This window comes from Kitasatospora sp. NPDC005751 (assembly GCF_040630835.1).
Lineage (GTDB): Bacteria > Actinomycetota > Actinomycetes > Streptomycetales > Streptomycetaceae > Kitasatospora.
Genome location: NZ_JBEXYC010000158.1, coordinates 1 through 1,559, shown reverse-complemented (window position 1 = coordinate 1,559; position 1,559 = coordinate 1). Strand labels below are relative to the sequence as shown.

General features: G+C 65.4%; 1 protein-coding gene and 1 pseudogene. Both read right to left on the bottom strand.

Annotated elements, in window-relative coordinates:
* Positions 1-71 precede the first annotated feature (71 nt).
* Entirely contained in the window at positions 72-962 is an 891-nt protein-coding gene (locus ABZ497_RS36775; protein WP_359812499.1) for a helix-turn-helix domain-containing protein, read from the bottom strand.
* A 71-nt stretch (positions 963-1,033) separates the two neighbouring features.
* Positions 1,034-1,453, bottom strand: a pseudogene (locus tag ABZ497_RS36770) (TnsA-like heteromeric transposase endonuclease subunit); the annotation flags it as partial.
* Positions 1,454-1,559 lie beyond the last annotated feature (106 nt).

Sequence of the window (1,559 nt, the reverse complement as noted above, 5' to 3'; positions counted from 1 at the left end):
AGTTGCGCTCGCGTCACACACCACGGTCTACCGGATCAGGACCCGCCGCGAAGGTGAATCGCCAAGATTGATCACGACCGAATACGTGCCCTAGTCGAGACCGGCGTGAGCCGGATCCCCGTGATGCAGCGGGTGTACCAGTCCATCCCGACACTCAACTCGGCCTGCACCCACTTGAGCGTCAGCGGATCGAACGCGAAGACATCCAGACGGGTGGAGTCCATCACCAGGTACTCGCCCGGCCGCGTGGGCCGCAGCTTGCCGTAGGGGCCCTCCGGCCGACCGGCAATGTCCCGGTTGCGCTTCGTACTCAGCCGGAACAGTGGATGGCGTCGCTCCAGCTCCTCCATCAGCCGAAACGCCGTCGCCCGACTCGGCTGTGGCACCACTCCCTCACCGAACCGCGCAATCACCCGGGCCCGGGTCCGCTCGATCACCATCGTCCGCGACGGCCGCGACTGGTCGGCGTGCTCGACCATCACCTCCACCGCAGTCTCCACCCACCGGTCATCGACCGAGCTCTGTGACCGCTCCGAACGCGTCCTCCCCGGTGCAAGGCCGGCCTCGCCATGCTGGAGAAATCCAGCGACCCAGCGCTCGATGGTGCGGGCCGTCACGCCAAGTTCCGCCGCTTTGGCAGCCTTCCTCGCTTCCATCGGCACTGCTGTGACGTAGGCGGCCTTCGGCTCGTCGTCGGCCGCCAACTCCCTGCTGCCGGAGCGGTAGCCGGTCAGTACCTCGCGGACGTGCCCAGCTCGCTCCAGGACCTTCTGTCTCTCCTCCGCATCGAGCTGCCCGAGGACCACGGAGGCGATCTCGCCTTCGTCATCTGCGGCCGGTCCCGGGCCATCAGGACTGATCGCGGCTCGGTCAGAGAAAAGCAACTCCTTGAGCGACAGCCGCAGAAGCCGCCCGTGACCATCCTTCAGGACGACTTCGTTGCCCGCCGTGGTCACGGCCATCTCCACCACCTCGACGGACTCCCCGTCGTAGCGGAAGCGCGTACCAACTCCGACTCGGGTCGCCGCCCTGCTCACGCTGACCTCCGCAGGATGTGCGAAGGGCCGAGAGGCTGGTCGAGATCGGTGACGAAAGCCTGCTTCCAGAGCAAATGGTAGATAGCGGAACGGACTTGAGGTTCCGGATGATCCGGCAGGCACCCCATGGCCTGTCCCAGAGGCAGCCCGTCGAGATCCGCATCCCGCAGCGCTTCCAAAATCTCGGGGTTGAACAGCCAATCCCTGCGATAACCCGCGAGGAACCGGATGTTCTCCAGCTCTGCGGCCGGAGGCTCGCTCCAGACCTCGTACTCCCATCCCCGAGATTCCACCGCCCTCCGGGTCCAGTCGAAGGTGAACGCCACCTCCGGCCTGGACAACCGCTGCAACGGCTTGACGTCGACAACCACCGGCACTTGCCCGGTGAGCAGGAGATAGTCCGGGATGTGCCGACGTGTCTTCCCCTCTAGGACATGTCGTCAAAGGGGTCACGCCCACATAAGGAGTGCGGCGAGGGTGACGGCTGCTTGGTAGGACTTGGCTGTCTTGTCATACCTGGTG

What these genes read in the sequence shown, in the direction of transcription:
- ABZ497_RS36775 (WP_359812499.1), bottom strand. Translation starts at nt 962, where the DNA reads ATGGCCGTGACCACGGCGGGCAACGAAGTCGTCCTGAAGGATGGTCAC.